General features: G+C 28.9%; 15 protein-coding genes. 12 read left to right on the top strand and 3 right to left on the bottom strand.

From position 1 onward, the window contains the following. Positions 1 to 19 precede the first annotated feature (19 nt). The 12 genes from LN42_RS03130 to LN42_RS03075 all read left to right on the top strand — a co-directional run bounded on the left by LN42_RS03130 (position 20) and on the right by LN42_RS03075 (position 12,523). Positions 20 to 454, top strand: coding sequence for an ATP synthase subunit C (locus LN42_RS03130; protein ID WP_014296078.1), 435 nt, complete (start codon positions 20 to 22; stop codon positions 452 to 454). A 2-nt stretch (positions 455 to 456) separates the two neighbouring features. Beyond that, positions 457 to 771, top strand: coding sequence for a V-type ATP synthase subunit F (locus tag LN42_RS03125; RefSeq protein ID WP_014296077.1), 315 nt, complete (start codon positions 457 to 459; stop codon positions 769 to 771). After that, complete coding sequence (locus tag LN42_RS03120; RefSeq protein ID WP_014296076.1) at positions 764 to 1,348, top strand: V-type ATP synthase subunit E; 585 nt, start codon at positions 764 to 766, stop codon at positions 1,346 to 1,348. The genes LN42_RS03125 and LN42_RS03120 overlap by 8 nt, the downstream gene beginning before the upstream one ends. Further along, positions 1,338 to 3,089 (top strand): V-type ATP synthase subunit A, encoded by a 1,752-nt coding sequence (locus LN42_RS03115; RefSeq protein ID WP_075780330.1) that lies wholly within the window; start codon positions 1,338 to 1,340, stop codon positions 3,087 to 3,089. The genes LN42_RS03120 and LN42_RS03115 overlap by 11 nt, the downstream gene beginning before the upstream one ends. Before the next feature lie 11 nt (positions 3,090 to 3,100). Further along, complete coding sequence (locus LN42_RS03110; protein ID WP_014296074.1) at positions 3,101 to 4,477, top strand: V-type ATP synthase subunit B; 1,377 nt, start codon at positions 3,101 to 3,103, stop codon at positions 4,475 to 4,477. A 30-nt stretch (positions 4,478 to 4,507) separates the two neighbouring features. After that, positions 4,508 to 5,116: a V-type ATP synthase subunit D gene (locus LN42_RS03105; RefSeq protein WP_014296073.1), complete on the top strand. Its 609-nt coding sequence runs from the start codon at positions 4,508 to 4,510 to the stop codon at positions 5,114 to 5,116. A 131-nt stretch (positions 5,117 to 5,247) separates the two neighbouring features. Next, positions 5,248 to 5,640 (top strand): methylglyoxal synthase, encoded by a 393-nt coding sequence (locus LN42_RS03100; protein ID WP_014296072.1) that lies wholly within the window; start codon positions 5,248 to 5,250, stop codon positions 5,638 to 5,640. Then, on the top strand, positions 5,637 to 6,293 hold the full coding sequence (locus tag LN42_RS03095; RefSeq protein WP_014296071.1) for a hemolysin III family protein: 657 nt from the start codon (positions 5,637 to 5,639) through the stop codon (positions 6,291 to 6,293). Before LN42_RS03100 ends, LN42_RS03095 begins: the two co-directional genes overlap by 4 nt. A gap of 9 nt (positions 6,294 to 6,302) precedes the next feature. Next, on the top strand, positions 6,303 to 7,208 hold the full coding sequence (locus LN42_RS03090) for a phospholipase D-like domain-containing protein (RefSeq protein WP_014296070.1): 906 nt from the start codon (positions 6,303 to 6,305) through the stop codon (positions 7,206 to 7,208). An 89-nt stretch (positions 7,209 to 7,297) separates the two neighbouring features. Continuing rightward, positions 7,298 to 8,344 (top strand): ABC transporter substrate-binding protein, encoded by a 1,047-nt coding sequence (locus tag LN42_RS03085; protein WP_075780329.1) that lies wholly within the window; start codon positions 7,298 to 7,300, stop codon positions 8,342 to 8,344. Beyond that, positions 8,341 to 10,161, top strand: a complete 1,821-nt coding sequence (locus tag LN42_RS03080; RefSeq protein ID WP_014296068.1) for a diguanylate cyclase — start codon at positions 8,341 to 8,343, stop codon at positions 10,159 to 10,161. Before LN42_RS03085 ends, LN42_RS03080 begins: the two co-directional genes overlap by 4 nt. Positions 10,162 to 10,333: 172 nt before the next feature. Next, complete coding sequence (locus LN42_RS03075; RefSeq protein WP_075780328.1) at positions 10,334 to 12,523, top strand: methyl-accepting chemotaxis protein; 2,190 nt, start codon at positions 10,334 to 10,336, stop codon at positions 12,521 to 12,523. Positions 12,524 to 12,560: 37 nt separating this feature from the next. Here the strand turns inward: LN42_RS03075 and LN42_RS03070 are convergent, their stop codons facing one another. From LN42_RS03070 to minD, 3 genes are read right to left on the bottom strand one after another with little or no spacing between them, the layout of a single operon-like run. Continuing rightward, positions 12,561 to 12,959 (bottom strand): secondary thiamine-phosphate synthase enzyme YjbQ, encoded by a 399-nt coding sequence (locus tag LN42_RS03070; protein WP_014296066.1) that lies wholly within the window; start codon positions 12,957 to 12,959, stop codon positions 12,561 to 12,563. Between the two features lie 14 nt (positions 12,960 to 12,973). Continuing rightward, the gene (locus LN42_RS03065) at positions 12,974 to 13,267 is read right to left on the bottom strand and encodes a hypothetical protein (RefSeq protein ID WP_014296065.1); all 294 of its coding nucleotides are present in this window, start codon (positions 13,265 to 13,267) and stop codon (positions 12,974 to 12,976) included. A gap of 5 nt (positions 13,268 to 13,272) precedes the next feature. After that, on the bottom strand, positions 13,273 to 14,097 hold the full coding sequence (gene minD / locus LN42_RS03060; RefSeq protein ID WP_014296064.1) for a septum site-determining protein MinD: 825 nt from the start codon (positions 14,095 to 14,097) through the stop codon (positions 13,273 to 13,275). Positions 14,098 to 14,245 lie beyond the last annotated feature (148 nt).

Below are 14,245 nucleotides of genomic sequence, written 5' to 3'. Positions count from 1 at the left end.
AATCACGGAGGTGTTAGTTATGGCATATGTTATCTCATTGATGTTTTTAGTTATTTCAACAGTATGGGCAGGTTTTTACTTTTCAAAAAATCCAGAAAAAGCCAGATTATTTGCTAAAAAGGTGTTTGCCGGAAACATAGCTTTATTTGTGGCTATTTTAGTGTTTGCAGTAATAGGACTTTTCCCAACAAATGTATTTGCTGAAGGAACTACACAAGCAGCAGTAACAGATACAAATAACAACCTTGGATTAGGTCTTGTTGGTGCTGCATTGGCAACAGGACTTGCAGCTATTGGTGCAGGTGTTGGTGTAGGTATGGTAGGTGCTGCTTCAGTTGGTGCAATTAGTGAAAAACCAGAATTGTTGGGTAAAACATTGATATATGTTGGTCTTGCTGAAGGTATAGCAATTTATGGATTAATTGTTACTATTATGATTCTTGGGAGGATTTAACAATGAAATTCTTTCTTATTAGCGATAATATTGACACATCTATAGGATTGAGATTAAGTGGTGTCAATGGTGTTGTTGTTCATGAACGTGAAGAGATATTAAAAGAATTTAATAATGCAATTGAAAATAAAGAAATAGGGGTAATCTTAATAACTGAACTTGCTGCAAATAAAATACCTGAGGAGCTAAAAAATCATAAATTATCAGGTAAATTACCTTTGATTTTTGTAATTCCCGATAGACACGGTTGGCGTGGTGAAAAAGACTTTATTACCAGGTATGTTGAAGAAGCAATTGGGGTGAGAGTCCATGAGTAGTATAGAGAATAAATTAAATAAAATGATAAATTTATTAGAAAAAGATTTTGAAGTTGAATACGAATCAATGAAAGAACAATATGATGAAAAATTAGAAGAGTATAAAAAACAGATTAAAAAGGAAATTGAAGAATATAAGAATAAGAGGCTTTCAGATGTGAAATTTGAAAGTGAAAGGATAATAAAGATAGCAAAATCAAAAGTGGAATTAAAATTAAATCAAGAAAATACATATTTAAAAAATAAGTTTTTAGAAAGGATTTTAGAAAAGGTTAAGGAAGATTTATATAATCTTGATGCCAAAAGAAAAAAGTTTTTTTATCAAAAATTATATATAGAAGCAAAAAATTTAATAGATGAAGAATATGTTGTCTTATGTAATCCCGATGATATTGAAATTGTAAAGTCTTTTGTAATGGATCACGAAGTAATTGGTGATTCAAATATTGAAGGTGGAGTATTATTAAAAGGTGAAAAGGTGAATATAAGAAACACAATAGATTCATATATTGAAGAAATAAAGGGCGAAATATTCACTCTTGTTTTAGAAGAGGTAGGTGATTTAAATGCAAATTAAAGAAATAAATGGTCCTGTTGTTAAGGTAAAAGATGCAAAAACTTTATTTATGAATGAAATGGTAAGAGTTGGTAATTATAAGTTAATAGGTGAAGTTATTGGGATAGATGGAGATATTGCTACAGTACAGGTATATGAAGAGACATCTATGTTAAAACCTGGAGAACCTGTGGAATCTACAGGGAAAATGTTATCTGTAGCTCTTGGGCCGGGATTGTTAAGCAGTATATATGATGGAATACAGAGACCTTTAAATGAGTTGATAAAAAAGTCTGGATCGTTTATAGGAAGAGGAATAGATGCATTTGGATTAGATACCAATAAATACTGGGAAGTAAAGATAATAAAAAAACAAGGGGATTTGGTTGAAGGTGGAGAAGTAATTGCAGAGGTTCAGGAAACAGAACATCTTGTCCATAAAATAATGGTATCCCCAAATTTATCTGGTAAAATCGTTGAAATTGTAAATGATGGAAATTATAAAGTAACAGATATAATTGCAAAAATAGAGGATAATAATGGAAATATTCATGAAATAAAACTATATCAAGAATGGCCTGTAAAGGTCCCAAGACCTGTAAAAAAAAGATTGGAACCATCAATACCATTAGTTACAGGGCAACGTGTAATAGATATATTCTTTCCAATAAGTAAAGGTGGAACTGCAGCTATTCCAGGAGGTTTTGGTACTGGAAAAACAATTACGCAACATCAATTGGCAAAATGGTCAGATGCTGATATTATAGTGTATATTGGTTGTGGAGAACGTGGAAATGAAATGACAGAAGTTTTAGAAGAATTTCCACAGTTGAAAGACCCAAGAACAGGAGCACCTTTAATGAATAGAACTGTATTAATAGCAAATACATCTAATATGCCTGTTTCAGCAAGGGAAGCTTCCATCTATACTGGAATTACAATTGCAGAATATTTTAGAGATATGGGATATAATGTTGCGATTATGGCAGATTCAACATCAAGATGGGCTGAAGCTCTTAGGGAGTTATCAGGAAGACTTGAAGAAATGCCAGCTGAAGAAGGTTATCCTTCCTATCTTGCATCAAGAATAGGGCAATTTTATGAACGTGCTGGAATTAGCGAAAATCTCAATGGAACAAAAGGTTCTATAACAATTATAGGGGCTGTTTCTCCTCCCGGTGGTGATTTTTCAGAACCGGTTACTCAAAATACAAGAAGATTTGTAAAATGTTTTTGGGGATTGGATAAAAACCTTGCATATTCAAGACATTATCCATCGATAAACTGGTTAACGAGTTATAGTGAATATACGGAAGATTTAAATGACTGGTTTAAAGAAAATGTGAAATCCGATTGGAATGAATATAGAGATGAAGCAATGAAACTGCTTACAGAAGATGATAGATTACAACAAATTATTAAAATAGTTGGTGAAGATGTATTGCCAGATAATCAGAAATTAACGGTTTTAATAGCTAAGATGATAAAAATTGGTATATTGCAGCAAAGTGCATTTAGCGAGGTTGATTCTTATTGCCCGCTTGAAAAACAATATTATTTATTAAAAATAATAATGGATACGTATCAAAAGGCAAAGAAATATGTTGATAGGTCTATTGCATTAAGTCAGGTTTTACCACCTGAAATAATATCAAAGTTACTAACTATGAAGGAAGAAATAAAGGAAATAAAAGAATTTGAAGGTATTGAAAAGATGCTTGATGAACATTTTGAAAAACTTGAAAGTACCTATCATGATTAAGAGGTGATACAATGGCAGTACGCGAATATACAGGATTATCTCAAATAAAAGGACCACTTGCAATTATTGAAAATATAAAAGATGTAAAGTATGATGAAGTTGTAGATATAATTCATAATAATCAAAAAAGAAGCGGAAAAGTTATTATGGTTAGTGAAGATGCTGCTGTAATACAGATTTTTGAAGGTACTCAGGGATTATCTTTGGGAGATACAACAGTTAGATTTTTAGGGAAACCGCTTGAAATAAATCTCTCTCCAGATATTCTTGGGAGAACATTTGATGGTTTAGGTCGCCCAATTGATGGAATGGGAGAAATAATTTCCAAAAAAAGTGTTGATATAAATGGTTCCGCTATTAACCCAGCAGCAAGGGAATATCCAAGAAATTTTATTCAAACAGGAGTTTCGGCAATTGATAGTATGCTTACTCTTATAAGAGGACAAAAATTACCTATTTTTTCAGGAAATGGACTTCCTCATAATAAACTGGCAGTTCAAATTGCAAAACAGGCAAAATTAAAATCAAATGAAGAGTTTGCAGTTGTGTTTGGTGCAATTGGATTAAAGAAAGACGATGCAAATTTTATAATCAAAAACTTTGAGGAAAGTGGATCAATAAAAAATATGGTAGTTTTCTTAAACCTTGCCAGTGACCCAATAGTAGAAAGAATTGCAACTCCGAGAATAGCTTTAACTGTTGCTGAATATCTTGCATTTGAATTAGGAAAACACGTATTGGTTATATTAAATGATATGACAAATTATTGTGAAGCGTTAAGAGAATTATCAAATTATAGAGGTGAAATTCCAGGGCGTAAAGGATTTCCGGGTTATCTATATTCTGATCTTGCTTCAATATACGAAAGAGCTGGTATGATTAGAGGAAAAGAAGGTTCTGTTACACAAATTCCAATTCTGACAATGCCAAATGATGACATAACGCATCCCATACCGGATTTAACAGGGTTTATTACTGAAGGGCAGATAGTTTTATCAAGGGATTTACATAGGAAAAATATATATCCACCTATTAGTGTATTGCCTTCTTTATCAAGGTTAATGAAAGATGGTATTGGTAAAGGATATACAAGGGAAGACCATCCAGATATTTCATCACAGCTCTTTGCAGCATATTCAAGAGTATTTGAAATTAGGTCATTGGCAGCTATTATAGGTGAAGAAGATCTTTCTGATATCGATAAATTATATCTAAAATTTGGTAAAGAGTTTGAGGAGAAGTTTATTAATCAGGGATTTGATGAGGAAAGACCACTTGAGAAAACACTGGATCTGGCATGGGAAATGCTTTCAATTTTGCCAGAAACCGAATTAACACGTGTGAAAAAAGCATATATAGAAAAGTATTATAAACCTCAAAATGCATAAGTTTATTGCATTAAGAATGAAGGTGAAATTATGATATTCAATCAAACTATTCCAACAAAAGGAAATCTTATAAATTTAAAACAACAATATAAACTTGCCAAACAGGGGCACGATTTGCTTGAAAAAAAGAGAAATATAATAATGAAAGAGTTAGTTGATTTAATTGAACAGGCACAGGAAATACAGGAGAGAATACTTAAGATCTTTGAAATAGCTTATGAATCATTGCAACTTGCAAACCTTGATCTTGGAATAGAAAATGTAGAACAATACGCTAAGGGGGTTCCAGAATTCGATGGAATGAAAATACGATTTAGAAGTATTATGGGTGTTGAAGTACCTGAAATATATAAAAATGAGAAAAAAACAGAAATACCATATGAAATATATAGAACCGATGCAGCTTTAGATAAAGCGTATATATCTTTTAAACAGGTTCTTGAACTAATTACAGAGGCAGCAATGATAGAAAATAAAGTATATAAGCTTGCATATGAAGTAAAGAAAACAAAGAAAAGAGTTTCTGCACTTGAAAATGTTGTAATTCCACAGTTACAATCATCTATCAAATTTATTCAGGATACATTGGAAGAATTTGAGAGAGAAGAATTCTTTAAACTGAAAAAATTAAAAAAATAGTAACTTTTATCCTGTTGACAAAATATAAATTATATGATATAATAAGAATGAGATGTTTAAAAATTCGCGACCTGAGAAGAATCAGGTCGCTTTTTATTTATATCATAAATTTAAATTCAGGAGGAGAGAATGTGATTAATGTAGCATTAATAGCACACGATAAAAAGAAACTTGATCTCGTGATGTTTGTTAGAGAGTGGAAACATGTATTTGAAAGATGTAATTTATATGCAACTAATTCAACAGGAAGCTTAATAGAGGAAAAGGTTGGTTTAAAAATTACAAAATTTGCATCAGGACCATATGGTGGTGATTTACAAATAGGAGCGTTAATAACATCAGGTAATATGGATTTTGTTATATTCTTAAGAGATCCACTTACTGCTCAACCCCATGAACCAGATGTATCTGCTTTACTAAGAGTATGTGATGTTCATAATATACCTTTGGCAACAAATCTTGCAACAGCTGAAGGTTTAGTACTTGAAATAGAAAAAAAACTTAATAAGGGGGATGAAAAATGAGTACAAAAAATACTGAATACAAGGAATATACTCTTGGTGAAGAAATCGCCAACGCCATAACTCATGGTGTTGGTATTATCTTCAGTCTGGTGGCATTGATTATATTGATAATATTTTCTGCAAAAACAAATAACTTTTTGAAGACATTAAGTGTTGCTATCTATGGTTCAACTTTACTTCTTTTGTATACTGCATCTACAGTTTATCATAGCATTCAAAAACCACGAATAAAAAAATTTTTAAAAATAATTGACCACTCGTCAATTTATTTGCTTATAGCAGGAACATATACACCATTTACTCTTGTTACACTAAATGGAAAAATTGGATGGACGTTATTTATTACCATTTGGAGTCTGGCAATAGTCGGTATTATTTTAAAGATATTTTTTGTAAAGAAATTCAGAATCCTTTCAACGATTTTTTATCTGATGATGGGATGGTTAGTAGTCGTAGCTATAAAACCATTGGTTGCAAATTTACCATATGGTGGATTAATGTGGCTTGTAATAGGAGGACTTGCATATACAATAGGTGCTGTATTTTATATATGGAAAAAATTGCCATATGGACATATGATATGGCACTTATTTGTTCTTGCTGGTAGTGTTGCACATTTTATTGCTGTATTTTTCTACGTTTTACCGGAATAAAGTTTTAATATGAGAAGAAAGATTATTTTAAATATAATAATAATTTTTTCTTCTATGACATTTCCGTATAAAATTTTCATAACTCCTTCACAGGAACTCTTTTATTTTATAAAAGAGAAATCTTTTTTATCTGAAAATATAAAATTTGTTTCTTTAAGTATTTCACAACCATTTATAGATATACTCGATTCCAGAAAGACAGAAGGATTTATAGAAAATGATTTAAAGGGCAATTTAAATTATATATTGCCTGATAGAAACTATGAAGGTTATTTACACGAAAAGTTTATAATTTTTAACAATAAAAGCGTGTTATTTGGAACTGGAAATTTTACGTCAGGAAGTATTTTTGAAGACATAAATCTTTTTATATATTCTGAAGATATAAAAATTGTAAATTTATTTTTAAAAGAATTTAAAAATTTTGCATCAGGAAAATTTGGTAAGAAAAAAGAAATAATAAATGAAGAAATTTTTACAAAAGAATTTGGAAAAATAAAAATAGTTACCGGTCCTTCTGAAAACATATATAATACGGTAAAAGATTTTATTACGAATACAAATGAGTTTCTAAACATATATACCTTTTCTTTTACTGATTCAAGAATTGCGTATTTAATAGAGAAACTTTCAACAAGAAAAAATATAAAAATAAAAATATATGCAGATGATTGGAATCTGGAAAATATAAATATTCTAAGATACTTAAAAGGTGTTGAAGTAAAATTTATAAAGGATAATAAAAAAAATATGCATTTAAAAATATTAATTAATGAAAAAGGGGTATTAATTGGAAGTTATAATCTTACATATAGAGCTCGTGAAAAAAATGATGAATACCTTTTTATAGTTTTTAATAATAAATTTAAAGAAGAAATTCTTGAAAAAATTGAAAAAAGCTTACAAAAATATTAAGAATATCGAATGTTATAACTGAAATGTTTACAAATTTTATTTTTTTGTATATAATCTAAATGAAAAACTTTTTTTTGTGAGGGATTTCAATGAAAAAAAATATTAAAATACTATCTATTACTTTAGGAGCCATACTTATAATTTATGTCATATATTCAATTATGATGCCATTTAAGGTTGGGGTTATAGCCAGTCTAAATGGCAATGAAGCGTTTATGGTTTCTGATACAATAAATGGTATAGAATTGTTTAAAAAATTAAATCCTGATTCTAAAAAACTTGAAATTATTATAGAAGATGATGGGGGAAATGTCAAAGATGCGCAAAAAGCTTTTGAAAAATTAAAAAGAAAAGGTGTAAGGGTAATATTATTTGATTCATCGTCCACATTATTTGAACCTATATATAGAAAATTAAAGGATGAAAAGATTATAGGTATTGGCATTTCAATTACTGCAGATAAATTTAAAAACAAAAACGATAATTTTTTTAGGTTAAATATATCAAATGAAAATGAACAAAAAGCAATTGCTAAATATTTAAATAAAACAACAGATGAATTACTTGTGATAAAAGATTTTGAAAATCCGCTTTATATAAATAATTCTTTCGTTAATTTTAAAAAATATTATAACGGAAAAATATATTATGGTGTATTAAAAAATTCTGATATTTCAATATTGGAACAGGTTAAAAATATATACGAAGGACAGAACTTTGTGTATTTATTAATTAATTCTGTAACCAATACAGCAATGATAGCTAATTATCTTAAATCAATTAATAAAGATGTATATATAGTGATAACGCCATGGATTGATAAAAATCAACTCTCTGATTTATTAAATGTAAAAAAGAATGTTATATATTCATATTATTTAAGATATAAACCTCGAGAAGATGTAGAGTTTTTTGTAAAATATAAAGAACTATATCAAAGAGAACCAACAATATATGCATGTGGTACCTACGAGGCTCTTGAAGTAATATCTAAAATTATAAAAAATAAAGGTAGAGAAGTTAATGCGATAAGAGATTCATTTTTTAAATATAGGTTTAAAACAACATTTGGTGAATTATCCTTTGATGAATATGGTGAATCTAACCATACAATTCAATTAGGGGTGTTGGAATGAAAAAAGAAATGTTTCTTTTTTTTATTATAATAATAATGGTAACGATTACGATAGCAAGACCATTGACGGTGGTTATATATAGTGCACCACCGGTTATGTATATTGATAATGGGAAGGTAAAAGGTATATTTCCGGAAATATTTGATTATATAGCTAAAAAAGAAGGAATAGATTATAAATATATTTATTTAAATTTTGCAGATGGTCTTGAATATTTAAAAAATGATCTTGCCGATATTATGTTTGGTGTGGCATATACAAAAGAGAGAGCAAAATATTTTGAATATAGCAGAGAACCTTTGCTATTTGATTGGGGACAGATATTTTCCAGAGAAAATGTTACACTTCATGGTTTTATGGATTTGAAAAATAAAAGTGTTGCTGTATTGAAAAAAGATGTATATTATGAAGGACCACAGGGGTTAAAAAAGATAGATAGTGATTTGAATTTAAATATAAAATTTAAAGAATATAATTCATATGAAGAAGTTTTTAAGAGTTTGGAAGATGGTGAAGTTGATTATGCTCTTGCCAGCAGGATTTTTGGTCTAAATACCAGAAAAAAGTATGATATAAAAGAAACACAATTGATATTGAATACAGTTGATATATATATGATATATAGTAATAAATCATTAAAACCAATTATAGATAGACTTGATTTAAGACTTAAAGAATTAAAGAGAAATGATGAATCTTATTATTATAAAATTATCAATAAATATTTATATAAAAAGCAAATTCCAACCTGGATTTTACCGGTACTTTTGCTTATAGGCATAATAACCTTTATATTAATTATTTTTATTTATCTAATGAGAAGAAATATAGAAAAAAAGACAAAAGAATTGTTAGAAAGAAATAAAGAGCTGGAGAAAAATAAAAAGAAAGTTGAAAAATTATATAACACTTTAAAACATAATATGGAAGAGCTTCAAAATACCAAGGGGAAACTCGAAGAATCTCAGGCACTTCTGGAATCATTTATAGAACATAGTATAGATGGAATATTATTTGTAAATAAGAATTTTGATGTTATACTTGTTAATAATGTTTTTAAAGAGAGGACAAGAACGGATTTTCATAAAAATATCACAAAAGGTTCTAATTTAAGAAAAATTTTTGAAGGAGAATTGTTATTTTTATTAGAATTGGAAAAAGCATATAATGAAGAAAGAAGTTTCGTTATAGAAAAACCTATAAAAAGAAGAGATGGCAGTATATATTGGGTAAGTAATAGCTATTATCCAATATATAAAGGTGGAGAAAAATATGGAGTTGCTTTAATTAGCAGAGATATTACAAAGTTAAAGGAAAATGAGATTTTACTTGAAAAACTTGCTCATTATGATTCGTTAACAGGGTTATATAATAGAAGAGCTGGCATGGAAATTTTAAAAGAACTGGCATTATTGTCAAAACGAGAAAACAAGCCTCTTGTAATAGGTTTTGTGGATGTTGACAATTTAAAAACAATAAATGATGTATATGGCCATTCTAAAGGTGATGAAGCTATAAAAAATATAGCAAATATATTAAAATCTTCTGTTAGACATTCAGATGTTGTTGCGAGATATGGTGGCGATGAATTCTTTATGGGGTTATATAATTGTACTATTGAAGATGCAGAAAGAATTAGAGATACAATAAATAAAAAACTGGAGCATTTAAATAAATATAGTTATATTCATTATAGTATAAGTCTTGGATTTGCAAGATATATTCCAAATAGTGATATTGATGAGATTTTATTAAAAGCGGATCAGAATATGTATAGTTTAAAAAATATGAAAAAGAAATTAAAAGATAAAAGTTAATATAACAATGATTAATACCAGGTTTTAATGGTTTTGCATTAAAACCTGGTATTTTTGTTGTTTCATAAAATTAATATATCAATGATATATTAATTTTTATAAAAAATGTGATATAATATTAATAAGAAATTATATATATAATTTTTGTATATATGAAAAAGGGAGTGAAAGTATGAAAAAACTTAAATTTCATCAAACGTTAGGTTTTAAAGTAATTTTCTATGTAACAGTGGTTATAGTTCTTGGATTTTTAATAAATGGATTTTCAACACATAGAAATATTAAAAATCTAACAGACAGATATGTAAAAAATGGAATTTTAAAACAGAGTGTTGAGAGTATAGCAACAACAATGGAAACATACAGAGTTGGGACACAGGAATTACAAAATGAAATGATGAAAGCAGCTATTGATAGACTGGAAACATTAAATGATATAGCTAAAGATATAGTGAATGTATATATTGAAAAAATGAAAAAAGGAGAGATTTCAAGCGAAGAAGCAAAGAATATTATAAAGGAACAGATAAGGATTTTAAGATATGATAATGGAACAGGATATTATTTTATTTTTGATGAAACTGGAAAAACGATAATGCATGCGGCTTCACCATCTCTTGAAGGAAAAAATCTGTCTTCTTTACAATCTAAAGATGGAAAATATATAGTAAAAGAAATGATAGAGTTATCTAAAAAAGCATATGAAAAAGGGGATAATACAGCAACTCTTCAATATGAATGGGGAAAACCTGGAGAACCTGAAGATAAAAAGTTTCCAAAAATAAGTGTAATATTCTGGATTCCTGAATTTAAATGGTTGGTTGGAACGGGAGTATATATAGATGATATTGATAAAAAGTTAGCTGAAAGAAAAAAAGAATTTTTAAATAATTTGTATAATGATTTGTATACTGCTTCATATGTAGGAGATAATACATATCCTATAGTATATACCAGAGATGGTAGGTATTTTATATATAAAGATAAATCTAAAATAGGAAAGCCAGCAACGTCTGTTGATCCAAAAACAGGTAAAAAAATAGTTGATCTGGCTATAGAAAAAGGTGAAGGTTTTTATGAATATTATTATCCAAAGTCAAAAGATTCTGATAAATTGTATAAAAAGATAGCTTATGTAAAAAGGATGAGTGGGGATTTATATGTTGTTTTAGCAGCATATGAGGATGAAATATATAAACCTTTATATGATTCAACCATGCAAAATGCAGTTATTTTAGTTGCTATACTGGTTATTTTGGTTTTTGTTATTTTTTATATAATGAAGATATTAATTACAAAGTCAATAAATATGCTGGTATTAAATATTAAAAAAATTGAACAGGGAATATTAAATGAAGAAATCAAGATTACATCAAAATCAGAAATAGGACATCTGGAACAATCTCTTGAAAATATGAGAGTATCTCTTAAAAATCTTATAGAGTCAATTATAGCCGGTAATAATGAATTAAGTATAGAGAAAAACAATGTGTTAAACGCATCTAATAAATTGAGAGAAGTAACTCAAAAGGTTGAACAAACATTAGACATTGCATTAACAGAATCAGATAATGCAGCATCTTCCATTGAAGAAACAACATCAGGAATTGAAGAGGTTGCATCAGCAGCTCAGATGGTAAGCTCGGCCGCACAGAATTTAAGTCAGAAAAGTACAGATGTAGAAGAATCAGTTAAAATTGGGGAAAAAAGTATAAATGAAATTTTAGAAATAGCATTAGAGGCTAAAAATGCAGCGATAGAAAATACAAAGAGTGTAAAGAGCTTACAGGAAAAATCAGCAAATATTGGTGAAATTGTTGATACAATTATCAGCATTGCAGAACAAACAAATCTTTTAGCATTAAATGCTGCAATTGAGGCTGCAAGAGCTGGAGAAGCTGGTAAAGGATTTGCTGTTGTTGCAGATGAAATAAGAAAGCTTGCAGAAGAAACACGAAAGGCTACAGAAAACATATCAGATCTTTTAAAAGGAATAAAAGATGAAGCTGATATGGTAAGTAAGAAATCAATGAATGTTTCTGAAATAATAGAAAGGGTTTCTTCAAAAAGTTCAGAGGTTTCAAATGAATTTACAGCGATAAAAGATGCTGTTGTAAATATAGTAAGTATGGTCGAAAGTCTTGCTTCAAGCTCCGAAGAACAGAGTGCATCATCTGAAGAAATGGCAGCTGCTATGGATCAGGCATCGAAAAATGTATTAAACGTAAATGAATATGTAAGAGAGTCAAAAGAAGAATTTATTCATATAGAGAGGAGTAGTGAAGAACTTTTGAAAACTTCTCAAACATTGGAAGACTCAGTTAAAAAACTTGAAGATTTAATAAAAAGATTTAAAATTTAAATAATAAAAAAGGGACGTTTTAAACGTCCCTTTTTTATTATCCTTCGATTATTTTTACATAAAATTTTCGCATTCTTGGACCGTCAAATTCGCAAAAATATATTCCCTGCCATGTTCCTAAAAGCAATCTGCCATTTTCTATTATAACAGTTAAAGACGGACCTATTAGTGAGGATTTTATATGAGAATCAGAATTTCCTTCCATATGTGTAAATTCCTTTAAATTAGGAATAAGCTTGCTTAAAAATGATGTCATATCATATCTTACAGAAGGATCTGCATTTTCGTTTATTGTTATTCCAGCAGTAGTATGTGGAACATGAATAATTGCAATACCTTCTTTAACATTGGATTCAGAAATATAACTTTCAACTTGAGAGGTAATATCTATAAATTCATTTCTTGTAGAAGTTCTAATATGAAATTCTTTAAGCATCTAAATCACCTCTTTTACTTGAAAAAGATATTTGTTACTATTGTATAACCATTTTCATCTTTACTAATATGAATTTTGACATTTTTCTTATCAATTTTAGCTTTTTTATAAACATAATCCCTTATCATTTTTGACATTTCATTTACATTAATATTTACATTTGTTCTTTCCATAACAGCAACATTGCCTCTGCTTTCACTTGAGACAACCCTTGTTACCTTTTCTCTCCTATTTCCAACGAGATTTTGCATTCTTTTTAAAGCAATATCTCTACTTGCTTTTTTCTTTCCGAAATTAAACCAGCCCATTCATATCACCTGCCACCAAATATCTTTTGCAGGAATCCTTTGAATCCGGTTTTTGAGGATTCTTTTAATAAAGCAAGGTCGTTTTCAATAGGATTCTCTTCACCTGAGATTCTTTTTGCTATATTCATAAAGATTTTTGAAATCTTTGATTCATCTTCCATTGTAACAGGGATTCCTTTATTTGTTGCAATAATTATTTCTTCGCTATCCGGAACAATACCTAATAATTCAACAGCAAGTCCAGACCTTATATCTTCAGGAGATAGCATTTCATTTCTATTTACCATGTGAAGTTTTACTCTGTTTACAATTAATGATATACTATCTTCATCATATTTTTCATTTTCCAATAACCCAATTACTCTATCAGCATCACTAATAGCTGTTAATTCAGGAGTTGTTACAACAATTGCGTGTTGTGCAGCAACAACAGCATTTTTAAATCCTCTCTCAATTCCAGCAGGTGAGTCAACAATTATATAATCAAAATGTTTTGAAAGTTCATTTATTATCATTTTCATATCTTCTGGAGAAATCATATCTTTATTAGCTATTTGCGAAGATGCAAGTAAGTTAAGCTTTTTTAATTGTTTGTGTTTTACAACAGCTTCAAGAGGAGATTTTCCGCCTTTTACAACATCAAGGATAGTGTAAACTATTCTATTTTCCAATCCCAATACAAGATCAAGATTTTTTAATCCAATATCCGCATCTATTAAACATACATCATATCCCAATAAAGCAAGAGAAGTGCCTATGTTAGCGGATATGGTGGTTTTTCCTACTCCTCCTTTTCCAGATGTAACAACAATTACTTTGCTTTTTTTCATATTAGCCCCCTCCAGATTGTAATTAACAAAATTTCAATTCTTATTATACAACATTTTTTCAAAATATCAAAATCTATAATTCGCAAAACATGCATTTTGCAATTTATTGAATAAATTTTATATAAAATTGAATAAAAAAGACCAACCT

Source organism: Marinitoga sp. 1137 (genome assembly GCF_001941525.1).
GTDB classification, from domain to species: Bacteria; Thermotogota; Thermotogae; order Petrotogales; family Petrotogaceae; genus Marinitoga; species Marinitoga piezophila.
This window is presented reverse-complemented; position numbering and strand designations above follow the sequence as displayed.

Coding starts and splice junctions, on each gene's coding strand:
- LN42_RS03115 (WP_075780330.1), top strand. CDS start 1,338: ATGCAAATTAAAGAAATAAATGGTCCTGTTGTTAAGGTAAAAGATGCA.
- LN42_RS03070 (WP_014296066.1), bottom strand. CDS start 12,959: ATGCTTAAAGAATTTCATATTAGAACTTCTACAAGAAATGAATTTATA.
- LN42_RS03130 (WP_014296078.1), top strand. CDS start 20: ATGGCATATGTTATCTCATTGATGTTTTTAGTTATTTCAACAGTATGG.
- LN42_RS03120 (WP_014296076.1), top strand. CDS start 764: ATGAGTAGTATAGAGAATAAATTAAATAAAATGATAAATTTATTAGAA.
- LN42_RS03125 (WP_014296077.1), top strand. CDS start 457: ATGAAATTCTTTCTTATTAGCGATAATATTGACACATCTATAGGATTG.
- LN42_RS03075 (WP_075780328.1), top strand. CDS start 10,334: ATGAAAAAACTTAAATTTCATCAAACGTTAGGTTTTAAAGTAATTTTC.
- LN42_RS03090 (WP_014296070.1), top strand. CDS start 6,303: ATGAGAAGAAAGATTATTTTAAATATAATAATAATTTTTTCTTCTATG.
- LN42_RS03110 (WP_014296074.1), top strand. CDS start 3,101: ATGGCAGTACGCGAATATACAGGATTATCTCAAATAAAAGGACCACTT.
- LN42_RS03095 (WP_014296071.1), top strand. CDS start 5,637: ATGAGTACAAAAAATACTGAATACAAGGAATATACTCTTGGTGAAGAA.
- LN42_RS03085 (WP_075780329.1), top strand. CDS start 7,298: ATGAAAAAAAATATTAAAATACTATCTATTACTTTAGGAGCCATACTT.
- minD (WP_014296064.1), bottom strand. CDS start 14,097: ATGAAAAAAAGCAAAGTAATTGTTGTTACATCTGGAAAAGGAGGAGTA.
- LN42_RS03105 (WP_014296073.1), top strand. CDS start 4,508: ATGATATTCAATCAAACTATTCCAACAAAAGGAAATCTTATAAATTTA.
- LN42_RS03065 (WP_014296065.1), bottom strand. CDS start 13,267: ATGGGCTGGTTTAATTTCGGAAAGAAAAAAGCAAGTAGAGATATTGCT.
- LN42_RS03080 (WP_014296068.1), top strand. CDS start 8,341: ATGAAAAAAGAAATGTTTCTTTTTTTTATTATAATAATAATGGTAACG.